General features: G+C 64.0%; 22 protein-coding genes. 11 read left to right on the forward strand and 11 right to left on the reverse strand.

Annotated features, from left to right (window positions below; translation table 11 throughout):
• Nucleotides 1–4 precede the first annotated feature (4 nt).
• The gene (locus AOT87_RS02075) at nt 5–379 is read left to right on the forward strand and encodes a nuclear transport factor 2 family protein (RefSeq protein ID WP_030094660.1); all 375 of its coding nucleotides are present in this window, start codon (nt 5–7) and stop codon (nt 377–379) included.
• A gap of 16 nt (nt 380–395) precedes the next feature.
• On the opposite strand, the gene AOT87_RS02080 is transcribed toward AOT87_RS02075, so the two are convergent.
• The gene (locus AOT87_RS02080) at nt 396–1,070 is read right to left on the reverse strand and encodes a hemolysin III family protein (RefSeq protein ID WP_057967232.1); all 675 of its coding nucleotides are present in this window, start codon (nt 1,068–1,070) and stop codon (nt 396–398) included.
• 215 nt (nt 1,071–1,285) lie between these two features.
• On the opposite strand from AOT87_RS02080, the gene AOT87_RS02085 reads away from it, so the two are divergent.
• Complete coding sequence (locus tag AOT87_RS02085; protein ID WP_030094662.1) at nt 1,286–2,068, forward strand: (2Z,6E)-farnesyl diphosphate synthase; 783 nt, start codon at nt 1,286–1,288, stop codon at nt 2,066–2,068.
• Here the strand turns inward: AOT87_RS02085 and AOT87_RS02090 are convergent, their stop codons facing one another.
• The 8 genes from AOT87_RS02090 to AOT87_RS02125 form a co-directional block, all read right to left on the reverse strand.
• Nucleotides 2,069–2,914 (reverse strand): SDR family oxidoreductase, encoded by an 846-nt coding sequence (locus AOT87_RS02090; protein ID WP_057967213.1) that lies wholly within the window; start codon nt 2,912–2,914, stop codon nt 2,069–2,071. It lies immediately after the preceding gene.
• A gap of 7 nt (nt 2,915–2,921) precedes the next feature.
• The gene (locus AOT87_RS02095; RefSeq protein WP_057963826.1) at nt 2,922–4,169 is read right to left on the reverse strand and encodes a cytochrome P450; all 1,248 of its coding nucleotides are present in this window, start codon (nt 4,167–4,169) and stop codon (nt 2,922–2,924) included.
• Between the two features lie 106 nt (nt 4,170–4,275).
• On the reverse strand, nt 4,276–4,821 hold the full coding sequence (locus AOT87_RS02100) for a nuclear transport factor 2 family protein (protein ID WP_030094665.1): 546 nt from the start codon (nt 4,819–4,821) through the stop codon (nt 4,276–4,278).
• Between the two features lie 11 nt (nt 4,822–4,832).
• Nucleotides 4,833–5,033 (reverse strand): ferredoxin, encoded by a 201-nt coding sequence (locus AOT87_RS02105; RefSeq protein WP_030094666.1) that lies wholly within the window; start codon nt 5,031–5,033, stop codon nt 4,833–4,835.
• A gap of 3 nt (nt 5,034–5,036) precedes the next feature.
• Complete coding sequence (locus AOT87_RS02110; RefSeq protein ID WP_057967212.1) at nt 5,037–6,389, reverse strand: cytochrome P450; 1,353 nt, start codon at nt 6,387–6,389, stop codon at nt 5,037–5,039.
• Nucleotides 6,386–7,213, reverse strand: a complete 828-nt coding sequence (locus AOT87_RS02115; protein WP_057967211.1) for an SDR family oxidoreductase — start codon at nt 7,211–7,213, stop codon at nt 6,386–6,388. The genes AOT87_RS02110 and AOT87_RS02115 overlap by 4 nt, the downstream gene beginning before the upstream one ends.
• The gene (locus AOT87_RS02120) at nt 7,213–8,418 is read right to left on the reverse strand and encodes a cytochrome P450 (RefSeq protein WP_030094669.1); all 1,206 of its coding nucleotides are present in this window, start codon (nt 8,416–8,418) and stop codon (nt 7,213–7,215) included. Before AOT87_RS02120 ends, AOT87_RS02115 begins: the two co-directional genes overlap by 1 nt.
• Nucleotides 8,415–9,002: a TetR/AcrR family transcriptional regulator gene (locus AOT87_RS02125; RefSeq protein ID WP_030094670.1), complete on the reverse strand. Its 588-nt coding sequence runs from the start codon at nt 9,000–9,002 to the stop codon at nt 8,415–8,417. Before AOT87_RS02125 ends, AOT87_RS02120 begins: the two co-directional genes overlap by 4 nt.
• A gap of 171 nt (nt 9,003–9,173) precedes the next feature.
• On the opposite strand from AOT87_RS02125, the gene AOT87_RS02130 reads away from it, so the two are divergent.
• From AOT87_RS02130 to AOT87_RS02165, 8 genes are all read left to right on the forward strand, one after another.
• Entirely contained in the window at nt 9,174–10,643 is a 1,470-nt protein-coding gene (locus tag AOT87_RS02130) for an aldehyde dehydrogenase (RefSeq protein ID WP_057967210.1), read from the forward strand.
• A 10-nt stretch (nt 10,644–10,653) separates the two neighbouring features.
• Complete coding sequence (locus AOT87_RS02135; RefSeq protein ID WP_057967209.1) at nt 10,654–11,406, forward strand: SDR family oxidoreductase; 753 nt, start codon at nt 10,654–10,656, stop codon at nt 11,404–11,406.
• A complete protein-coding gene (locus tag AOT87_RS02140; protein WP_057967208.1) occupies nt 11,403–12,269 on the forward strand; it encodes an NAD(P)-dependent oxidoreductase in 867 nt (288 codons plus the stop codon). The genes AOT87_RS02135 and AOT87_RS02140 overlap by 4 nt, the downstream gene beginning before the upstream one ends.
• A complete protein-coding gene (locus tag AOT87_RS02145) occupies nt 12,262–12,639 on the forward strand; it encodes a carboxymuconolactone decarboxylase family protein (protein ID WP_057967207.1) in 378 nt (125 codons plus the stop codon). The genes AOT87_RS02140 and AOT87_RS02145 overlap by 8 nt, the downstream gene beginning before the upstream one ends.
• Nucleotides 12,632–13,855, forward strand: a complete 1,224-nt coding sequence (locus tag AOT87_RS02150; protein WP_081343204.1) for a hypothetical protein — start codon at nt 12,632–12,634, stop codon at nt 13,853–13,855. The genes AOT87_RS02145 and AOT87_RS02150 overlap by 8 nt, the downstream gene beginning before the upstream one ends.
• 43 nt (nt 13,856–13,898) lie before the next feature.
• Nucleotides 13,899–15,395, forward strand: a complete 1,497-nt coding sequence (locus AOT87_RS02155) for a carboxylesterase/lipase family protein (RefSeq protein ID WP_081343227.1) — start codon at nt 13,899–13,901, stop codon at nt 15,393–15,395.
• A gap of 48 nt (nt 15,396–15,443) precedes the next feature.
• Nucleotides 15,444–16,031 carry a DUF5701 family protein gene (locus AOT87_RS02160; protein ID WP_057967204.1) on the forward strand — a complete coding sequence of 196 codons (588 nt, stop codon included), beginning with the start codon at nt 15,444–15,446 and terminating at the stop codon, nt 16,029–16,031.
• A 67-nt stretch (nt 16,032–16,098) separates the two neighbouring features.
• Nucleotides 16,099–17,496, forward strand: a complete 1,398-nt coding sequence (locus tag AOT87_RS02165; RefSeq protein ID WP_046252824.1) for a hypothetical protein — start codon at nt 16,099–16,101, stop codon at nt 17,494–17,496.
• Here AOT87_RS02165 and AOT87_RS02170 read toward each other — a convergent pair.
• Nucleotides 17,479–18,387, reverse strand: a complete 909-nt coding sequence (locus tag AOT87_RS02170; RefSeq protein WP_046252825.1) for an oxygenase MpaB family protein — start codon at nt 18,385–18,387, stop codon at nt 17,479–17,481. The genes AOT87_RS02165 and AOT87_RS02170 overlap by 18 nt on opposite strands.
• A 130-nt stretch (nt 18,388–18,517) precedes the next feature.
• On the opposite strand from AOT87_RS02170, the gene AOT87_RS02175 reads away from it, so the two are divergent.
• Nucleotides 18,518–18,952, forward strand: coding sequence for a hypothetical protein (locus tag AOT87_RS02175; protein ID WP_046252826.1), 435 nt, complete (start codon nt 18,518–18,520; stop codon nt 18,950–18,952).
• Nucleotides 18,953–19,028: 76 nt separating this feature from the next.
• Here the strand turns inward: AOT87_RS02175 and AOT87_RS02180 are convergent, their stop codons facing one another.
• Nucleotides 19,029–20,711: a GMC family oxidoreductase gene (locus tag AOT87_RS02180; protein ID WP_057967203.1), complete on the reverse strand. Its 1,683-nt coding sequence runs from the start codon at nt 20,709–20,711 to the stop codon at nt 19,029–19,031.
• Nucleotides 20,712–20,717 lie beyond the last annotated feature (6 nt).

Raw genomic sequence — 20,717 nt, forward strand, 5'->3', positions numbered from 1 at the left:
GGGCATGACCGTTACCCGCGAACAAGTTCTCGCCGTCGTCCAGAGCTATTGCGATCTGCTCACCACGGGCACCGCAGCGCAGATCGCCGACCTCTACGCCGACGATGCGACCGTCGAGGATCCGCTGGGCGCCGACGTACTCAAGGGCCGTGAGGCGATCCAGGGTTTCTACGCCGCCATCGAGCCGCTGGACCGTCATGGCGACCTCAAGCTGGTGCGGGCCACCAACAACGAGGCCGCGTTCCACTTCGAGCTGACCATCAAGCACGAGAACGGTGGCATGGTCATCGCACCGATCGACGTGATGACCTTTAACGACGAGGGCAAGATCAGCTCGATGCGGGCCTTCTGGACCCAGGACGACATCAAGCAGCTCTAGCCTTCCCGGGGAGCCGCTACGAGAAGACGGCGAACCAGACCGCGATGTAGTGGCACGTTGCGGCGATGACCGTCGCCGCATGGAAGAACTCGTGGTGGCCGAAGTGCAGCGGCCACGGGTTGGGCCATTTCGCGGCGTACAGGATTGCGCCGATGCTGTACAGGGCGCCGCCGACGATCAGCAGCACCACCGCGGGCACCCCGGCGCCATTCAGCAGCGTGGGGAAGAAGCCGACCGCCACCCAGCCGAGCAGCAGGTACAGCGGCACTCCCACCCAGCGCGGTGCCGTCGGCCAACACATCTTCAGAATCACGCCGGCGAGCGCGCCGCCCCACACGATGGCGAGCACCAGGTTGCCTTCGGAGGGCGGCATCGCCAGCATCGCAAAGGGTGTGTAGCTGCCCGCGATGAAGACGAAGATCATCGAGTGATCGAGCCGCTTCATCCAGGTGCGTGTGATCTGGGATTTCCAGTTCACCCGGTGATATGCGGCGCTCACCCCGAAGACACCCAGCACCGTCAGGCTGTAGATGGCGGTGGCCAGTCCGGCCTGCGGTGAGCGCACCGACCACGCGACCGACACCAGCACGATTCCCGTGACGATGGCGATCACGCAGGCATAGAAATGGATCCAGCCGCGTGCCTTGGGTTTGATCGGCAGGGTCTCGATACCGCCGACAAGCGCTGCCATCGGGAGCGAGAGCTCGGAGGTCGGTGCTTCGGGTGCAGGGGACTCATCGGTGCCGGTGCCTCTTCGCGCAAGCTGGGGGTCCCGCCCGCCTGCGGGGGCCTCATCGGTCTGCATGCGTCACAGTATCCCTTCCCCGCCCAAACCCAGTTTGTGAATGTTGTGTGCAGATCGATATCTGCTGCTCCGGCGCGCGGCGGGCTCGCTAGGCTGGATCCGTGGAGATCATCCCGCCGACGCTCAAGGAACCGCTGTACAAGCTCTACGAAATGCGGCTCCGCCAGGAGCTGGCCAAGTCGGCGAAACCACGGCACATCGCCGTCCTGTGCGACGGAAACCGCCGCTGGGCCCGGTCGGCGGGGTACACCGATGTCAGCCATGGATACCGGATGGGTGCCCGCAAGATCGGCGAGATGCTCGGCTGGTGCCAGGACGCGGGCGTCGAGATGGCCACCGTGTACCTGTTATCGGCTGAGAACCTCACCCGTGATCCCGATCAGCTCGGCGAGCTGTTGGAGATCATCACCGACGTCGTCGAGGAGCTGTGTGCCCCGCAGAACAAGTGGAGCGTGCGCAGTGTGGGAGATCTCGATCTGCTGCCCGACGAGGTGGCTGAGCGGATGCGTCAGGCCGTGAAGTCGGCGCCCGCGGACGCGGCCTTCCATGTGAATGTGGCGGTTGGTTACGGGGGCAGGCAGGAGATCACCGATGCGGTGCGCACCCTGCTGAACAAGGAGCTGGCCAACGGGGCCACCGCCGAGCAGTTGGTGCAGGCGGTGACCGTCGACGCCATCTCGGAGAACTTGTACACCTCGGGACAGCCGGACCCGGATCTGGTGATCCGGACATCAGGAGAGCAGCGGTTGTCAGGGTTCCTGCTCTGGCAGAGTGCGTACTCCGAGATGTGGTTCACAGACGCCTACTGGCCCGAGTTCCGGCGGGTGGATTTCCTGCGCGCGCTGCGTGACTACGCCGCGAGAAACCGGCGGTTCGGCCAGTAGTTAACGGCGGCCCATCAGCTCGTCGATCTCGCCGATGGTCCAGACCGGGGCCTCGCGGTATCCGAGCGGCGTCGGAACCTGTCGTTTGAAGCGCCCGATGAAACCGCCTGCCGCGATGAATATCTGGCCGGTGATGCGTGCGGAGAGATCCCCGGCGAGGTAGGCGTACAGCGGTGCGACGCATTCCGGCGGTGCCGGTTCGAGCGATGCCTGCAGGGTCATCTCGTCGAGCAGTCCGCGGGCGTACAGATCCCGCAGGTGGGCGATGTACTCCCCGCCCTCGGAGAGCCGGGTGCGTGCACCCGGGCAGATCACATTGGCGCGCACACCGCTTTGCTTCAGCTCGGCGGCGATCGCCAGGGTGAGTCCGTGGACGGCCGCCTTACCCGCCGGATATCCGGTACCACCGTAGATGCCCAGGGCGGCAGTCGATCCGGTGTTGACGATGGCTCCGTGTCGCTGGGTGGCCATGAGCGGTGCGGCGACGCGGCAGGTGTGGAACACCGTGCCCAGATGCGCGTCGATCAGCCGCTGGAAGTCCTCGGGGGTGATGGTCAGGATGGACGACCCGGCGGGCTCCGGTATGCCCGCGCAGTTGATCAAGGCGTCGAGGCCGCCGAACTCGGTGCGGCAGGTGTCGATCAGATCCGTGGCCGTCTGTTCGTTATCGGGCGACCCCACGAAGGCGACTGCCGCGCCTCCGGCTGACGTGATCGCCGCGACCGTCTCCTCGACAGCGTCGGAATATCGGCCATTGACAACCACATTCGCGCCGAGCTCACCCAGGAGCCGGGCCACCGCCCGGCCGATTCCGCGGCTGCCGCCGACGACAACGCAATTGGCCATCAGGACATCAGTGCGAGACCGGGCAGTAGGCCGTGTCGAACTTCTTGATGCCGTTGATCCAGCCCGAATGAAACCGCGGGGCGTCCCCGATCCGCGAGATGTCAGGCATGCGATCGGCGATCTTGTTGAAGATGATCTCCAGCTCAACCTTGGCCAGGTTGGCGCCGAGGCAGTAGTGGGCTCCCGTGCCGCCGAAGCCCAGATGGGGATTGGGATCGCGGGTGATGTCGAAGGTGTGCGGGTTCTCGAACACCTCTTCGTCGAAGTTGGCCGACGGATAGAGCATGACCACTCGCTCACCGGCCTTGATGGGAACGCCGCCGATCGTTGTGTCCTGCAACGCGGTGCGCTGTTGCGAGATCAGCGGGGAGGTGTATCGGACGATCTCGTCGACGGCAGAGGAAGGCCTGTCCCGTTTGAACAGTTCCCACTGATCCGGGTGCTCCAGGAAGGCCATCATGCCCATGGTGGTTGCGTTACGGGTGGTTTCGTTGCCCGCGACCGACAGCATCACCACGAAGAATCCGAACTGCTCGGGGGTGAGCTGCTCACCGTCCACCGTCCCGGTCAGCAGGCGGGAAACCACATCGTTGCCCGGACAGTCCCGGCGTTGTTCGGCGAGCTGATAGGAGTATCCGAGGATCTGGGCGGCGCCGACACGGGGATCGATCTCGACATCGGCCTCGTCGTACCCCGTCATCTGGTTGCTCCATTCGAAGAGCTTGACGCGGTCTTCCTCTGGGACACCGATCAATTCGGCGATGGCCTGCATGGGCAGCTCACTGGCCACCTCGCGCACGAATTCGCCGTGCCCGCCTTCGACCGCGGCCCGTACGATGCGTTCTGCCCGCTCCTCCAGGGTGATGCGCAAGGCCGCGATCGAGCGTGGGGTGAACATGCGCGACACCAGCCCGCGGAGCTGGGTGTGTTCGGGGGCATCCTTGTTGATGAGGACAGACAGCGTGGCCTGGAACTCCTCGGGGCTGATGTGGTCCTCGAGACGGGGGATGGCGCCCTTGCGGCCCGACGAGAAGATGTCGGTGTGTAGTGAAACCTGACGCACGTCACGATGCTTGGAAATAACCCAATAGCCGTCGTCGGCGAATCCGCCCACCGTGCGTGGCTGCGGGTTCCACCAGACGGGTGCCTCCCGGCGCAGGGTCGCGAACTCCGCGTGTGGCATTCGTTCTCCGTACAGCCCCGGATCGGTGAAATCGAATCCTTCAGGAAGGCCCAGCTCCGCAGTGCTTTTCATTGCCATACACCTCCGTATGCGGCCGAATATCGACTTTCTGTGCCCGCTGATCGCGGTTCTTCGCCGAAACTCGACACTCGGCGCGGTGGGTGGGGAAGCCCGCCCTTCACCAGAGGGGGACCGGGGTCTTGCCAAGTGGGTAGTAGCCGGGCACCTTCTCGCCCGACAGGCCGCGCTGAATGCGTTTCTGCATGCCCTCGCTGAGCTTGCCCGCCTTGATGAGGTCCATGTACAGGGCGGAAACGTGGCCGAAATCGAAGAAGTCGCGTTGCCAATTCCATTGGCCATTACCGGCATACCGGAACCAGCTGCCTCCGATGCCATAGATCTCGGACTCACTGCCGTCGGAGTCCGTGGCGATCTGCTTCCAGAATCCGATAACCTCGCCTTGCTTGTCGTCGACGATCACCTTCTGATACGGATACGTCCACCCGTCCAGGCCCTCCATCTCCTGGCCGAGGGCGATATCCCGTATCTCGTCGATGCCGACGCACATCACGTCTTCCTTGGGGCCGATGTTCCAGCCGTAGGTGGCATCGTCGGTATAGAAGCGAGCCAACGGTTTCCAGTCGCCGGCCTTCTCGGCATCCAGATTGGCCTGTAGCCAGTCCGCGACGACATCGTCGAGTTCTTGGCGGGGGAACTGCGGCATCGTTGACGCTCCTATTTCTCGGTGATGAACAAAGCTCGGGCCGGACATTCCTCGACCGCGCGCTCGATCTCGTCGCGGGCGTCCTCGGGCGGTTCGTTGTTCAGGATCTCGACGGTGCCGCGCTTGGGCACGCGGAAGTAGTCGGGGGCTTCCAATTCGCACATGGCGTGCCCCTGACAGAGGTCGGTGTCCACGTCGATCCTGAAAGGCATTCCTCAGGCCCCTCGGCGCCGGTAACGAACCTTGGCGGGCTGTGCCAGCTGCACCACCATCTTGGAGTGATCGTTGTGGTATGAGTCGGCGGGCTGGGCCATCTCGAACTCATACTCGCGCAACAACACCGAGAAGATGGCTTTGATCTGCATGGTGGCGAACGCGGCGCCCACGCAGCGGTGCCGGCCCGCGCCGAACGGTATCCAGGTCCAGCGGTTCACGATGTCTTCCTGGCGGGGCTTCTCGTATCGGTCGGGCACAAATCCGTCCGGGTCGGGGAAGTCCTCGGCGATCCGGTTCGAGACAGCGGGAGAAGCCGCCACCATGTCACCGCTATGGATGGGAAAACCGCCCACCTCGAATTCGCCCTTGGCGACTCGCATCAGGACGATCAAAGGCGGGTGCAGCCGCAGGGTCTCCTTGAGTACATTCTCCAGCTTCGGGATCTGGCGCAGCGCATGGAAACTCACCTCGCTGCCATCGGCGTACAGCTCGTTCAGCTCGTCGATGACCTGCGTTTGGATAGCGGGGTGCCGGAGTAGTTCGATGAGAACCCAGGAGGCGGTTCCGGAGCTGGTGTGGTGCCCGGCGAACATCATGGAGATGAACATGCCGGTGATCTCATCGGCGGTGAAGCGGGGATTGCCGTCCTCGTCTTTGATCATGATCAGCACGTCGAGCATGTCGCGCTGGCTCTTGTCGGTGGGCGGGTTGGCAATCCGGCTGTTCATGATCTCTTGGACCAGCGCCACCAAGCCCGCACGCGCGGCATCGCGTTGCCGGAAGCTCTCGATCTCCAGGTACGGGTCCACGTAGCACAGCGGGTCGGTGCCCTGCTCAAGCTGGTGGTAGAGGTGCGCGAACCGGCCGTCGAGTTCATCGCGAAACTTCTTGCCGATCAGGCACGCCGACGAGGTGTAGATGGTCAGCTCGGCGAAAAACTCGAGAAGATCAATCTCACCGCTCTCACCCCACTGCGAGATCATCTGCCGGACTTCGTTTTCGATGGTTGCCGCGTGGCCTTTCATCTGTTCGCCGCGCAGCGCCGCGTTGTGCAGCATCTCCTTGCGGCGTTCGGGATCGGCATCGAATACCACGCCCTTGCCGAAAATCGGCGTCATGAACGGGTACGCCTCGGCCTGATCCAAATCGTCGTCGCTGGAGCGGAAGAAGAATTCGTTGGCCTCGGCGCCGGAGAGAAATACGACCTGCTTGTCGGCAAGCTGGAAGGTGCCGACGTTCCCGCATTCGTCGCGGATGCGCCGCATCAGCGCGATGGGGTCGGTGCGGAATTCCTCGAGGTGGCCGTACTGGTCCTGACCGCCGGAGACCCGCGGAACGGTGGGAGTGGTCATGAGGGCATTCCTTCCTCACCAAGCTCGAGTTTCTGTTTGTCGGCGGGTGCATCCGTCAGGGGCGCCTCCGGCTGCACCTCCATCTCCGCGATGTGTGCGCCCCTGGGCGTTTCGGCGACGAAGGTGACCGCGCGTGCGATGTCCGAGGGGCGCAGGAAGTAGGAGTGCCGCGCTTGTCCCCATGTCTTCCAGTCCTCCAGCATGGGGCCGACCTGTTCGGCCGAGAGCTGCCAGCCCATCGAGGTCAGGGTCGGCCCGGGATGCACAATGGAGGCCCTGACGCCGGTGCCCTCCAACTCCATGCGCATGGTGTTCACCATGGCGAGCAGGGCCGCCTTGGCCGCCCCATAGGCGCCCATGTGGGGGCGCTGGTGCAGTGCGACATCGGATCCGATGAACACCACGTCGCCGCGCCGCCTCGCCACCATGTCGGGCACGATCGCCGTGGCGAGCCGATTGGCGCCCAACAGGTGCACCTGAATCTGCGCGGCGAAGGTATCGGCACTCATTTCATGCACCCGTCCCGGGTACATGTCGCCGGCACCTGATACCAGCAGGTCGATCTCGCCCAGTGCCTCAATGCTCTGCGCAACAAAAGACTTCACCGAATCCGCGTCGGTGACATCCAGGGGGAAGGCGACTGCCTCTCCGCCGTCGGCCTGGATCTTCTCGACGAGTTCGGTCAGCTTGTCGACGCGGCGAGCGCCGAGCGCCACCGGGAATCCGCGGCCGGCGAGCTCGATTGCCGTCGCCGCGCCGATACCCGAGGACGCTCCGGCGACGATCGATGGACGCCGGTCTGGGTGCGGCTCAAAACGGGGCATTAACAGACCTCCACGGTGATGGGCAGAGAGGCGAACCCGCGGACATTGCTGGAATGCACACGCACGGAGGCGCTTTCATCGATTTCGTAACGGCGAATCCGGGTGAATAGCTCGGTGAGCGCCACCTTGGCCTCCATCCGTGCCAGATGCGCACCGAGGCAGAAATGCGCACCGCTGCCAAAGCTCACGAGCTTGGCGCCGATCTCTCGCCCGATGCGGTACTCATCGGCGTTCTCGAACACCCGGTCATCGCGGTTCGCCGAGCCGGGCAGCAGCAGCAGGATGTCACCGGCGCAAACTGTGGTGTCGTAGAAGGTCATATCCTCTGCCACGGTGCGCGCGAGGATCTGACTTGAGGTGTCGTACCGCAGCGACTCCTCCACCCATAGCGGTATGAGTTCGTGATCGGCATGGACGGCGGCAAGCTGGTCAGGGTTGCGATGGCCCCAGTACACGGCGTTGGCTAGCAGCTTGGTGGTCGTCTCGTTGCCGGCGATCACCATGAGGAACAGGAAGGCCAGCACCTCTTCGTCAGTGAGGCGGTCGCCGTCGATTTCCGCCTGCAGGAGAGCGGAAGTCAGATCCTCCGTTGGGCGCCGGCGACGTTCTTTGACCATGTCGATGTAGTAAGTCATCAGGTCAAAGGAGGCCTGGATGGCCTCGGGCGGCACGTCGGCGAGGCCATCTTCGCGGTGCATGACTCCGTCGGCCAACTCCCGGATGCGGGTCCGGTCGGGCTCGGGCACGCCCATCAGCTCCGAGATGACATCCATGGGCAGCTTGCCTGCATAGTCGGCGACGAAATCGAAGCTTTCCGACTGCAGGGCGTTGTCCAGGTGCGTGCGTGCAAGCGCGACGACCCGTCCTTCAAGCTCCCGGATTCGCCTGGGGGTGAATCCCTTCGACACCAGCGTGCGAAGCCGAAGATGCTCGGGGTCGTCCATCGCCAGGAACGACATCACCAGTTTGGCGTGTGGCCCGAAGGAGGCCTTGTCCATCGAGACACCGTTGGAGTTGGACAGTGCCTCGCTGTTCCTGAAGCCCTGCAGCACATCCTGGTGACGCGAGAGCGCCCAGAAGTTCAGGTCGTCGTTGCGATACAGCGGTGCTTCGTCGCGTAGGCGCCGGTAGTACGGGTACGGGTCCTCGTGAAAGTTGTAGTCGTACGGATCGAAAACCACAGAGGACATCGAGGCAGCCGTCATTCGTTGCCTCCCAGCATGAGATCCACCACGAAGGTCAGCTTGTCGGCGATCTCGTGATACGTGAAGGTGCCGCTGCCCGCGTGCATGAGGGCGCCGAAGAAGGTCATTTCGAGGGCCGACACCACGCGCGGATCGGCATCGGGTCCCATGGCCGAGCGGATCCTGCGATGGATTTCCAGCCCGATCTTGTCGCGGACAGCACGCACAGCTTCGTCGTTGTTGCTCAGCAGCGCGGTCGTGCACCCCGTGGCGATCTCGGGCTCGTCGGCAACCACCAATGCCAGGCTGCGCAGCGTCTTGGTGACCCGGGCGGTCTGGCCGTCGTTGACGTCGGTGAAGTAGGGCGCCTCATGGATGAGGTCGAGGTAGATCTCGGCCACCAGATGACTCTTGGAGGAGAAGTAGGTGTACGCGGTCGCGGGGGCCACCTTCGCGCGTGCGGCCACGCCGCGGATCGTCATATCCGCGTACGTCGTCTCGCCGAGCATCTCCCGGCCTGCGGTGACGATCTTGCGGATCGTCTCTTCCTGCCGCCGGTTTCGCGGCGAGTCGCTTGTCAGGGTCACCACAGCTTCACTGGACACTTGTCCAGATTAGCGTGCATGCGGCAACCGAGCAATACTGTTCATGAAAAATGCTGTCCAACACTAGTTTTTGAATAGTCACTGGATGCGCTCTTGCCATGGATTGATTCAGGTGGTTATGGTTCACCAGTAAGGAATGGACATGTGTCCAGATTCTTGGAATGAGGTGACATGACGCTTCTGGCCGATGGCGACAGTGATCTGTTCATCGACGGAAAGTTGATTCCCGGCGGTGCCGGACGATTTCCTACGGTGAACCCGGCTACCGAGGAGGTGCTCGGGACCGCGGCCGATGCCGATGCCGATGACATGAGCCATGCCATCGAGGCGGCGCGCCGTGCGTTCGACGACACCGATTGGTCACGCAATGTGGAGCTGCGAGTGCGGTGCCTGCGGCAGCTCCGGGATGGCATGCGGGCTCACATCGAGGAGCTGCGCGACCTGACCATCGCCGAGGTGGGAGCGCCTCGGATGCTGACCGCCGGTGCGCAGCTGGAGGGGCCGGTGGACGATCTGCGGTTCGCCGCCGACACCGCGGAATCCTTCGGCTGGAGTGCTGATCTCGGTGTTGCCTCACCGATGGGCATCAAGACTCAGCGGACTCTCATGCGTGAGGCCGTTGGCGTGGTCGGCGCGGTCACGCCGTGGAACTTTCCGCATCAGATCAACCTCGCCAAGGTGGGGCCCGCGCTGGCCGCCGGTAATACCCTGATACTCAAGCCCGCTCCGGATACTCCCTGGTGCGCGGCGGTGCTAGCCCGAATCATTGCCGAGCACACCGATTTCCCACCGGGCGTCTTCAACATCGTGACTTCCAGCGACCACCGCATCGGTGCGCAGCTGTCGACGGATCCCCGGGTGGACATGGTGTCGTTCACCGGTTCCACGGCGACCGGACGCGCGGTCATGACCGATGCCGCCGCCACCGTCAAGAAGGTGTTCCTGGAACTCGGCGGCAAGTCGGCGTTCATTGTGCTCGATGACGCCGACCTCGCTGCGGCCTGCTCGGTCTCCGCATTCACCGCGGCGATGCATGCGGGCCAGGGATGTGCCATCACCACCAGGCTGGTCGTACCGCGTGCACGCTACGAGGAGGCGGTGCAGGCGGCGGCCACCACGATGGGCTCGCTCAAGCCGGGGGATCCCACCAAACCGGGCACGATCTGTGGCCCGGTGATCTCGGCACGTCAGCGCGACCGGGTCCAGTCCTACCTGGATCTTGCTGTTGCCGAGGGTGGTTCATTCGCCTGCGGAGGCGGACGGCCAGAGGGTAGAGACCGCGGATTCTTCATCGAACCCACCGTCGTCACCGGACTGACCAACGATGCGCGCGTGGCGCGCGAGGAGATCTTCGGCCCGGTGCTGGTGGTCATCGCCCATGACGGCGACGACGACGCGGTGCGGATCGCCAACGATTCGCCGTACGGACTGTCCGGGACGGTGTTCAGCGGAGACGACGAGCGTGCGGCGCGAGTGGCATCACGGCTGCGGGTGGGAACGGTGAATGTCAACGGCGGTGTCTGGTATTCCGCCGACGCACCCTTCGGCGGCTACAAGCAATCGGGTAACGGCAGAGAGATGGGCGTCGCCGGTTTCGAGGAATACCTGGAAACCAAAGTCATTGCAACGGCTGTGAAATAGAGGAGATCTCATGGGAGAGTTCGAGGGCAAGGTCGCCATCGTCACCGGAGCCGCACAGGGCATCGGCGAAGCGTATGCGCACGCGCTGGCCGGCCAAGGTGCGGCCGTGGTGGTCGCCGATATCAACGCCGAGTTAGGGGAGGGTGTCGCCAAGCAGATCGTGGCCGACGGCGGCAAGGCCGTCTTCGCAAGTGTCGACGTCTCCGACCCCGATTCGGCAATGGCCATGGCGGACAAGGCGGTCGCAGAGTTCGGCGGTATCGACTACCTGGTGAACAACGCCGCCATCTACGGCGGCATGAAGCTCGACCTGCTGCTGTCGGTGCCGTGGGACTACTACAAGAAGTTCATGAGCGTGAACCAGGATGGCGCGCTGGTGTGTACCCGGGCGGTGTACAAGCACATCGCCAAGCGTGGCGGCGGCGCCATTGTCAACCAATCATCCACGGCTGCCTGGCTGTACTCGGGGTTCTATGGGCTGGCCAAGGTAGGCATCAATGGTCTGACGCAGCAGCTTTCGCGTGAACTGGGTGGCCAGAAGATCCGCATCAACGCCATCGCGCCGGGGCCCACCGACACCGAGGCCACCCGCGGCACGGTGCCCGAGCAGTTCCGCAGCGAGCTCGTCAAGAACATCCCGCTGAGCCGCATGGGCACCGTCGACGACATGGTGGGCATGTGTCTTTTCCTATTGTCGGACAAGGCGTCCTGGATCACCGGCCAGGTGTTCAACGTCGACGGCGGACAGATCATCCGGTCATGACGCAGTCTGCCCTCTCGCTCGGGTATATCGGTCTGGGCAACATGGGTGCGCCCATGGCCCAGCGGCTTGTCGACTGGCCCGGCGGCCTGACGGTCTTCGATCTGCGGGCCGAGACCATGGCGCCGCTTGTCGAGGCCGGCGCGCGTGCGGCGGACAACTTGGCCGATATCGCCGATGCCGACCTCATCAGCATCACCGTGCTAGACGACGCACAGGTACGTGAGGTGGTCGGAGAACTCGCGCCCAGGGTCAAGCCGGGCACCATCATCGCCATCCACTCCACCATCAGTGACGCGACAGCGGTGCAGCTGGCCAACGAACTGGCACCACAACGGATTCACGTCATCGACGCACCGGTGAGCGGTGGCGCCCCCGGCGCACACAAGGGCGAGTTGGCCACCATGGTCGGCGCCGACGACGAGACGTTCGCGCGGGTCAAGGAGCCCTTCTCGAAGTGGGCATCGCTGGTGATTCATGCCGGTGCCCCTGGTGCGGGTACCCGGATGAAGTTGGCGCGCAACCTCCTACATTTCGTTGCCTTCACCGCGGCCGGGGAGGCGCAGCGCCTGGCCGAAAGTTGTGGCCTGAACATCACCGACCTGGGCAAGGTGGTGCGTCATACGGACGCCATCACCGGTGGGCCGGGCGCCATCATGTTGCGCGATACCACCGAACCGGTGACATCGGACAGCTTCTGGCTCCCCATCTTCACGCATGTGCGCGGTCTCGGTGAAAAGGACCTGAGCCTGGCCCTGGCGCTCGGCGAAGAGCAGTCCGTCGAGCTGCCGCTGGCCGCGTTGGCCCGTGAGCGACTGGCGGCGAGTCTTGGTGTGCCACACGAGGAAGGGGCAAGTAATGGATGAGTTGCGCCGCAAGGGTCTAGACAAGATGAAAGAGGTCTATGGCTGGGACATGCCTGACCTGCCCGGCGACTACTTCAAGTACACCGCCGAGCATCTCTTCGGCACCATTTGGGATCGCCCGGAGTTGTCGATGCGTGATCGCCGGCTGCTGCTCCTGGGCGCCGTAAGTGCCCTGGGACTGGACGAGATCCTGGAGATCCAGACAGGGGCCGCCCTGGCCAATGGTGAACTCACCGATGCCGAACTGCGCGAGGTCGCGCTGTTCATCACCCACTACGTCGGGTGGCCGCTGGGGCAGCGTGTCAATAAGCATGTCGAGATGGCCATCGCCAAACGTGCCAAGAAAGACGCGGAATCCTCCGGTGACTAGCCGATTCTCGGAGTTGCCCCGGGATCAGTTGGCGGTCCTGGTTCCCGAGCTGCTGCTCATTGGTCAGCTGATCGACCGCTCTGGAATGGCCTATTGCATACAGCATTTCGGCAGAGAAGAGATGCTGCAGGTCGCCATTGAGGAATGGGCGTCATCCAGTCCGATCTATACCCGGCGCATGCAGAAGGCGCTGCGGTTCGAGGGCGACGACGTGATCACCATCTTCAAAGGTATGCAGCTCGACATCGGCGCGCCGCCCCAGTTCATGGACTTCCGGTACACCGTGCACGACAAGTGGCACGGGGAGTTTCATCTCGACCACTGCGGTGCGCTGCTCGACGTCGAACCGCTCGGACCCGACTACGTGACGGGTATGTGTCACGACATCGAAGACCCCACCTTCGATGCGACGGCCTTCGCCACCAATCCGCATGCGCAGGTTCGCCCGATCCACCGGCCGCCGCGTACACCCGCCGACAGGCATCCGCACTGTGCGTGGACGGTGACCATCGACGAGTCGTATCCGGCGGTGTCCGGAATCCCGGCCCTGGATGTTGTCGGTGCATCGGTCGCCGCCGGGTGGGAATTGGGCGGAATCGATTCCGGAGATGTGGGAGCCTCCGACTACGCCGGACCCCTGCTGTCGGACTTGGACTTCGGTGCGTTCTCACATTCGGCACTGGTGCGGATAGCCGACGAGATCTGCCTGCAGATGCATCTGCTGTTCCTGGGGTTCTCCATCGCGGTGCGTAAGCGGGCGGCCGATGCGGAGCTGGCCCGCACCGTATGCACCCAGCAGTTGATCGGGCTGGCGGGCGTCGCCGCGGCGCGGATCAAACATGCGTTGCAGGTTCCCGACGGGATCGAGGGTGTCCTGCGGGTACTTCAGGTACACCCGCTGTTGAGTCCGCTCGGCTATGTGAACGCCGAAATTTCCGGCGGTCAGCTCCATGTGTGGGAGTCACCCGCACACGAGGACCACGCCTGGATCTCGCTGTGCGGTCCCGCCGAGACGCGCCCGCTTCAGGCCATCGCGACGGCGGTCGATCCGCATATCGGCGTGGAGATTTCGGGAGACACGCAGGATTGGGTGGCCTCGTTCGTCGAGCATGAGGGCGAGGACAAGCAGCTGCCCGAGGTCATGATCGCCAATGTCAGTGGGGGATCGCGGTTCGTCTTCGAGCCGCGCAAGTCGCTGCCGCTGACCGTGGTCTGAGACGCCGATGACAAAGGGCTCGAAATCCGTTGCCCGGGTTCCGGTGCGGGTGCAGACCGCCAATGGCGTGGTGGAGGGATTCCACGATCACGGTGTGCGCCGCTTTCGGGCCATACCGTACGCCGAGCCACCGGTGGGTGCGCTGCGTCTGCGCAGCCCGGCGCCCGCGAAGCCCTGGGCTGGGGTGTTGCCCTGCGATTCCTGGAAATCGGCGTCACCGCAGAAACGTATCTATGTTCCGCTTTCGCTCAACAGGTTCCAGGCGGTCAGCGAGGATTGTCTGACGGTGAACGTGACGATGCCGGACGAGCCTTCCTCGGAGGCTCTGCCGGTGATGTTCTACATCCACGGCGGCGCCTATGTTTTGGGGAGTTCCGCGCTGGCCTTGTATGACGGCGCCGACCTTGCGCGGCGCGGCTGTGTCTTCGTCTCGGTGAACTATCGCGTCGGTGCCTACGGCGCGATCGATCTGTCGTCCCTATCGGATGATCGGCACACCATCGACAGCAATCTGTACTTACGCGATCTGGTGCTGGCGCTGCAGTGGGTGCGCGACAACATAGCGGCCTTCGGCGGAGATCCGGGCAGTGTCACCATCTTCGGCGAAAGCGCGGGGGCGCATTGCGTCCAGATGTTGTTGGCTGTTCCGGCGGCGGCCGGGTTGTTCCAGCGCGCGATCTGCCAGAGCACGGCCAGCGGAATGATCCATACCCGTGATGAGGCGGCCGCCAATGCGCGCCGGCTCGTCGGGTATCTCGGTGTCGATGTCCGTAATGCCGCCGAGGCGGTCATCAATGCCGGGCCGCGCGATCTCGTCAGGGCGACACACCGGCTGCTCACCGCGAAAACCCGTGAGTCGGCCTTCTCGCTAGGTGTGGGCCCCAGTATCGACGGTGAGGTTGTGCCCGATGATCCGATCGCGATGATGGAACGCGGGGAGGCGCAACGGGTCCCCCTCATCATCGGATACAACGCGGAAGAGGTTCGGTTGTTCAACCGACTGCTGACCCGAGTGATGTCGGTGTCCCGGTTCGACGCCCGTGCTGTCGCGGGCACTCTCGATGCGCTGCGACCCGAGGCCGCGAAACGGGTGATCGATTCCTACGAGGGTTATCCGTCCAAGGCCGCGCTGGTGCGTCTAATGGGGGATGCGATGTTCGGCTCGGAGGCCTGGCGGGTGGCTCGGGCGCACAGCCAGCATGCGTCGGTCTACTTTTACCGGTACGACTATGCGCCGCGGCCGCTGCGGCGTTTCGGACCGGGAGCCGCGCACGCGACGGAGTTGTTCGCGGTGTTTGGTCTTTTCAAGCGCTGGCCCGCGTTGGCAGGGAAACGCGATATGCCCGAGGCGCTGGCGTTGACCGAGGACATCCAGAGCCGATGGCTCGCGTTCGCACGAACAGGCGTCCCGGGCGTCGAATGGCCGGCCTACACAGAGCCTGAGCACGCGGTCATGGTGTTCGATCAGCATCGGCGTATCGACATGGACCCGCATCGCGTGCAACGGGAGCTGTGGCGCGATATCACCCGTGCAGCCTGAGCGGCTCGCGCGCGGGAACTTGCCGACCGAACGCTGCGTTGACGGTCAATGCCCGCTGCCCAGGATGAATTCGACCGCCAGTTTTCCCGCCTGACCGAACTGGGGTACCCGGTCGGTGACCGTGCCAGTCAGCTTGGAACCCGAGTCGCTGACCTCCCGCAGTCAGCGGTCGACCCCGGCGATCACATCCCGTTCATTCTCATTGCCACCGGGACCAGCTATGAGCAGACCGCGCCGTTGATGAGCCTCAATGGGCGCAAGGGCTTTCATGTGATGGACGACGGCGATGTAGATGTGTACCGGCCGATTGTCGAGATCCCGGATCAGGCTTACCTGCTGACCGATGTCGACACCGGCAGCGAGTTCTGCGACGTGACACCGGAGGCAGCGTTGCAGACGATCACCGCGCGTGGACGCACCCCGCTCACCATCGAGGAGGGCATCGCCTTGGTGCTGTTGCGCCCGGACATGTTGCGCAAGAACAAGTGTTTCTCGCTGGCGGCCTCGCGGGGAAAAGGACAGCGGGTGCCTGCGATCTGGATATCTGATCGGCGTCCCAAACTCGGATGGTGCTGGGATCGCAATCCGCACACCTGGCTGGGCACCGCCTCGTGCGGTGGCCGATTGGCCTTATAGGCCACTTCCTTCCCTGCCGTATAGACGGGCGTGACTCGTCAACCGGTCACCTGTCACACTGTTACTAATGGTGGCGATGTCGGCACTGGTTTTCGGACTCAGCTGGTGGCTGGGTCTGTATCTGCTCGCGCGTAATCCCCGTAAGCCCGTCCTCGTCCTCGCCGCCATCGGGCTGATCGGCTACTCCGTAGTCGTCGCACTCGACGCCATCCGCGTCACCCCCGGCTCCGATGCCGAACTCCTGGGCCGCATCGAAGTGTTCACCGCGATCATTCCGAGCGTCTCCTGGCTGCTGGTGCTGCTGGAACTCACCAACACCGGTGACCGGTGGCGTGATCGCGCCGCGATGGCCGTACCCGGTGCGGTCCTGGCCATCGCGCTGCTCGTGGGCGCGTCATTGGCCGGCACCATCGCCGGTCCGGCTCAGCTGGGGCACTGGATCATGTTCTGTGCCAATGGGACCGCCGCCATCGGTGCGGCCATCTTGTTGTTCCGCCGCCGTGCCTCGATACCCGGTTCGGCGCGGGGTGTCGTCCTGGTCGCCACCATGTTCTTCACCCTTGGCGATGCGCAGCTGATCATTCCGCTCGGCATCCTTCCGAGCTGGCTGGCGTTGGCGTCGACCGGCTTCGACCTGGTGCTACTCGGTCTGGGGGTGGCGCTCTGGGACGCCTTCGACGAAGGACAGGCGTTGCGCGGCGACATGCTGCGTTCCTTTGTGGCCTCGATCCTTGTCGGGGCGTTGTTCGGGGCCCAGGCGATGATCGGTATCGCCGTTGTCGGGCAGTCGGTTGCGCTGGTGGTCCTGCTGTTCACCAGCGTGGGCTTGGCCATCTGCATTCAGGTGCAGTCGGGCCCCTTCGCCGACTTCCTTGACCGCCTGGCCTTCTCGCGTTCCCCGCAGCTGCGCCACGAGCGTTCCGAGCTGCGTAATACCGAGGCGGCATTGCCACTGAAATCGGCGTCGCCCATCGACGGCGTCGATGACGAGACGTTCACCCGTCTGACTCGTCGGGCCCTGAGCCACTACGGCGACCTGGCCAAACTCGTCGCCAGCCCGCTGACGTCACTGCCCGCGATCGATGAGCGACTTACCGATCGCGGCGCTTCCGACCAGCCCGTCGAGCGTGCCAATGAACTCAGAGCCGTGCTGGCCGAATCCATCTCGCGGCTCAAACCCCGGGACGACGGGGACTTCGGCACCACCGACCAATGGCGGTATTACAACGCCCTGTACTTCCCGTACGTCATGGGTGTGCGGGCATATGCGCAGGGCGCGACGGCGGCAGGACTGGACCCGGTATCGCGTCAGGCGTGGCAGTGGCTGGTCACCGAGGTGCCGCAGCGTTCGCTGCACAACTGGCAGAACGCCGCGGCCAAACTCATTGCCGCGGATCTGCGCGCACAGACCGTTCCGGTGCCCAACGGCGTTCGCACCAACGGTTCGTCACCAGTTCCGCGGTAGCCGTCCCCGTTCCCGGCGCCATCCGGCGTGGCTGCCCGGATGCCACCTCCACGATGTCGGAATGAAGGGCCACGCCAGCGGCACGGCACGGCACAGTGTGCGGTAGGCGGCCTCGTCGGCCAGGTTCCATCGAATCCCAAAACGCTTGCGCACCTGGGGTGGCAAGCCGCCATAGATAGTCAGCCGCAGCGGAGGTGCCAACGCCATCCGCATCGGTGTGGTCGGCAACGCAAGTCGTGCGGCCGGCTTCAAATAGGGCGCCACCGGTAGGTAGGGGGACTTGCTCATATCGGGGACGGCGCGTCCCTCGATGACTTTCATCAGGTAATCAGCGGCAGGATTGGGGGTGAGCACCTCGTCGCAGTACCGGTCCCATTCCTGTTGGAAAGCCGCCCTATTCGGTGGCAGCGGTTGCTCGCTCATCGCGTACCGGCGATACCACTCGACACCCTCCTGGTAGAGCTGCTCACGTTCGGCGTCGGACAGTCGATGGCGGGAGTACCTGTCGATGGTTTGTTCGACCATCACCTGGAACGTGGCATGCGCCCACCAGAACGTTGTCGGGTTCAGTGCGTGATACCGGACGCCGTCGGGCTGGATTCCCTTGATATCGCGGTGAAAGTCCCGCACCTTCACCCCGGTCCCGGCGGCGGGATCGTCGTACACGGTGCCCAGGATCGGTGGCAGCGAGCGGAACACCCTGTCAACGGGGTCTGCGAAGAAATTCGAGTGCTCGATCAGCGCGTAACCGATGGCGGGGTCCATCGTTTGCAGGAGCCCGGCCGTGCCGCCGGTGAAGGCGATGCGCATATCGCCAGCCCAGCGCCATAAAAGTGAATGACGGTCGAGCTGTGCACCGGGTGCGGTAGAGATGACATCCGCTGTTGTCATCCTTAGATGATGGCATACCGCGCGGCGAATCGGCAGGGATTGGCAGTGCCGAATGTCGAGATGGCAGTGCATCCCGAGGAATGTCAGTGGTGTCAGCTTTCACCCGGAGCTTTCACACAAGGAGTCCCCAATGTCCATAGCTTCAGAGAACGCCTCGGTGCTTCGCACCCGATTCGCCCAACCCGACTCGCTCCTGCGATTCGGAATCGGCCTCGACGGCATTGCTACCGGTTCGGTTGCTGTCGTCCTGCTGATCGCCGCGAAATGGCTTGTCGAGCCGCTTGGTCCCTCGCTGGGATTTCAGGTGGCGCATGCCGCCGCGCTTATCGGATACGGGGTACTGGCCTTCGTGCTGAGCCGGGCCGACAGGTCCAGGCTCGGAACCATCGGCGCCGTCTATATCGCCGGCAACTTGCTGGCCACCGTGCTCTATGTGGCAGCAGGTGTCATGAAATGGGTACCGCTGACGACCGCCGGGGTGACGCTTTCCATCGCGTTCGGCATCTACACCGCCGTCATGGCGGACATCCAATTCCTGGGACTACGGCGCCTGCGCTCGGCGTAGCCGCCCACATGCTCGCCTCATTCTGAAGGCGAGCCGGTGCCGGGCCATCCACTGGATGGCCCGGCACCTTCATGTTTTAGACCGGGGTCAGCGGCAAGCGCAGCGCGCCGGGTGCGGACTCGGGAACCGTCGGACGGTTGGGCTGCACCGGGAAGACGCGCTTGTAGGGCGAGCCCAGCGCCGGCCGTGGATCGAGCTCACCCTTGTTGGGCCAGAACGCCATTGCGCGTTCGGCTTGGGCGGTGATGGTGAATGACGGGTTCACTCCCAGGTTGGCCGAGATCGCCGAACCGTCGGAGACATACAGCCCGGGATATCCGTAGACCCGTTGGTACGGGTCGATCACGCCGGTCTCGGGAGAATCACCGATGGGGCAGCCGCCGATGAAATGTGCCGTCAGCGGGATGTTCATCGAATCCAGGTGGGTGCTGCCCGCGTATCCGTCGACCTTGTCGGCCATCCGTCGTGCGACATCATGCGCGACGGGGATCCAATCCGGGTTCGGTTCTCCGGAGCCCTGTTTGGTGGTCATCTTCTTGCCGAACAGTCCACGCTTGAGATAAGTGGTCAGCGAGTTGTCCAACGACTGCATCACCAGCACGATGATCGAGTGCTGCGCGGCGCGGTAGGGGAACATCGATCGGAACACCATCGCGGGGTGCCGCACGTTGGCCAGCCAGGTGCGCGCGAAACGCCACGGGCCGCCGTCAACCATGTTGGTGCCCAACATGCTCAGGAAGGTCGAGCCTTCCCCGTATCGGACCACCTCGACATGGGTATTGGGCTCAGGGTGGATCGACGAGGTAATGGCGACGCCCTGCGAGAAGTCATCGCGGGTGGGGGAATAGACGATGGGCACCGATTCGGAGTTGGTGCGTGTCTGTTCGCCCAGGCGATCGGACAGGTTGGGCAGCGACCCTGAATCCTTGAACTTGTGCAGCAACCGCTGGGTGCCCAGCGATGCCGCCGAGAACACCACATGCTGTGCGGTGAACGTGCGCTTCTTCTTGCGTACCAGCCGCCCGGTTTGTTTGGTGCTGATCGCATAGCCCTCACGATCCTGCAGGGGCCGCACGTCGAGCACCTCGGTAAGCGGATGTATTTCTGCGCCAGCGTGTTCCGCGAGATACAGGTAGTTGGTCTCGGTGGTGTTCTTGGCATTGTGCTTGCAGCCGGTCATACAGGCAGCGCAGCCGATGCAGCCGGAGCGTTCGGGGCCGGCGCCGCCGAAGAACGGATCCGGCACAGTCTTGCCCGGCTCATCGCCGAAGAACACACCGACATTGGTGGGGTGGTAGGTGTCTTCGACGCCCAGGTCCTTGGCGACGGCGAGCAGCACCTCATCGGGTGGGGTGGTGTGCGGAGTCTGCGCAACTCCGAGCATCCGGCTGGCCTGGTCGTAGTAGGGCGCCAGTTCGGACTTCCAGTCGGTGATATGCGCCCACTGCTTATCGGTGTAGAACTGCTCCAGCGGTTCATACAGCGTGTTGCCGTAGATCAGCGATCCACCGCCCACGCCCACCGCGCTGGCGATGAAGGTCTTGCCCAGCACGGTAAGCCGCTGCGGTCCGAAGCACCCGAGCGCGGGTGCCCACATCGCCTTGCGAACGTGCCAGTTGTTCGGGGGAAAATCCTCGCGTTTCCAGCGTTTTCCCATATCTAGTATGCCGACTCGGTAGCCCTTTTCGGTGAGGCGGAGGGCCGCAACGCTCCCACCGAAACCGGACCCGATGACGACTACGTCGTAGTCATAGTCCATGGCGGT

The sequence above is a fragment of the Mycobacteroides sp. H003 genome, from assembly GCF_001440135.1.
Lineage (GTDB): Bacteria > Actinomycetota > Actinomycetes > Mycobacteriales > Mycobacteriaceae > Mycobacterium > Mycobacterium gwanakae.

What these genes read in the sequence shown, in the direction of transcription:
- AOT87_RS02135 (WP_057967209.1), top strand. Translation starts at nt 10,654, where the DNA reads ATGGGAGAGTTCGAGGGCAAGGTCGCCATCGTCACCGGAGCCGCACAG.
- AOT87_RS02180 (WP_057967203.1), bottom strand. Translation starts at nt 20,711, where the DNA reads ATGGACTATGACTACGACGTAGTCGTCATCGGGTCCGGTTTCGGTGGG.
- AOT87_RS02100 (WP_030094665.1), bottom strand. Translation starts at nt 4,821, where the DNA reads ATGCCGCAGTTCCCCCGCCAAGAACTCGACGATGTCGTCGCGGACTGG.
- AOT87_RS02170 (WP_046252825.1), bottom strand. Translation starts at nt 18,387, where the DNA reads ATGACAACAGCGGATGTCATCTCTACCGCACCCGGTGCACAGCTCGAC.
- AOT87_RS02120 (WP_030094669.1), bottom strand. Translation starts at nt 8,418, where the DNA reads ATGACGGCTGCCTCGATGTCCTCTGTGGTTTTCGATCCGTACGACTAC.
- AOT87_RS02145 (WP_057967207.1), top strand. Translation starts at nt 12,262, where the DNA reads ATGGATGAGTTGCGCCGCAAGGGTCTAGACAAGATGAAAGAGGTCTAT.
- AOT87_RS02175 (WP_046252826.1), top strand. Translation starts at nt 18,518, where the DNA reads ATGTCCATAGCTTCAGAGAACGCCTCGGTGCTTCGCACCCGATTCGCC.
- AOT87_RS02130 (WP_057967210.1), top strand. Translation starts at nt 9,174, where the DNA reads ATGACGCTTCTGGCCGATGGCGACAGTGATCTGTTCATCGACGGAAAG.
- AOT87_RS02080 (WP_057967232.1), bottom strand. Translation starts at nt 1,070, where the DNA reads ATGGCAGCGCTTGTCGGCGGTATCGAGACCCTGCCGATCAAACCCAAG.
- AOT87_RS02090 (WP_057967213.1), bottom strand. Translation starts at nt 2,914, where the DNA reads ATGGCCAATTGCGTTGTCGTCGGCGGCAGCCGCGGAATCGGCCGGGCG.
- AOT87_RS02095 (WP_057963826.1), bottom strand. Translation starts at nt 4,169, where the DNA reads ATGAAAAGCACTGCGGAGCTGGGCCTTCCTGAAGGATTCGATTTCACC.
- AOT87_RS02075 (WP_030094660.1), top strand. Translation starts at nt 5, where the DNA reads ATGACCGTTACCCGCGAACAAGTTCTCGCCGTCGTCCAGAGCTATTGC.
- AOT87_RS02110 (WP_057967212.1), bottom strand. Translation starts at nt 6,389, where the DNA reads ATGACCACTCCCACCGTTCCGCGGGTCTCCGGCGGTCAGGACCAGTAC.
- AOT87_RS02115 (WP_057967211.1), bottom strand. Translation starts at nt 7,213, where the DNA reads ATGCCCCGTTTTGAGCCGCACCCAGACCGGCGTCCATCGATCGTCGCC.
- AOT87_RS02160 (WP_057967204.1), top strand. Translation starts at nt 15,444, where the DNA reads ATGCCCGCTGCCCAGGATGAATTCGACCGCCAGTTTTCCCGCCTGACC.
- AOT87_RS02140 (WP_057967208.1), top strand. Translation starts at nt 11,403, where the DNA reads ATGACGCAGTCTGCCCTCTCGCTCGGGTATATCGGTCTGGGCAACATG.
- AOT87_RS02105 (WP_030094666.1), bottom strand. Translation starts at nt 5,033, where the DNA reads ATGCCTTTCAGGATCGACGTGGACACCGACCTCTGTCAGGGGCACGCC.
- AOT87_RS02165 (WP_046252824.1), top strand. Translation starts at nt 16,099, where the DNA reads ATGGTGGCGATGTCGGCACTGGTTTTCGGACTCAGCTGGTGGCTGGGT.